General features: G+C 65.0%; 1 protein-coding gene. It reads left to right on the forward strand.

All coding sequences use genetic code 11. The features are described 5' to 3' along the window. The coding region (locus EN850_RS36765) for a hypothetical protein (RefSeq protein WP_210238081.1) at positions 1-309 on the forward strand (309 nt) is incomplete at both ends.

Consider the following 309-nt stretch of genomic DNA (forward strand, 5'->3'; position numbering starts at 1 on the left):
GCGATTTCCTGTGGCTGGTGGTGGACCTTTGCGCGGATGCCTATGGCGGTGTTATCTCCGGCCAGAGCGGAGAGTTCGGCCTCGCGATGATGCAGCTGGAGCGCGGCAATAGGGCAACGGCATTCGACCTGCGCCCGCTGGCCCACGAGCTGCAGCTGTGCCAGCGCTACTACGAGAAGAGCTACAACGTGGATGTGCCGCCCGGCACGGCCGATGGCATCGGACGCGACAACCAGTTCTACGACCGCAGCGTCGGCGTTGGCAGCACCTCGCATATCCGGTGTCGCGTCCTCAAGCGGGCCATCCCAG

Origin of the sequence: Mesorhizobium sp. M8A.F.Ca.ET.207.01.1.1 (assembly GCF_004794715.1) — a bacterium.
GTDB lineage: Bacteria > Pseudomonadota > Alphaproteobacteria > Rhizobiales > Rhizobiaceae > Mesorhizobium.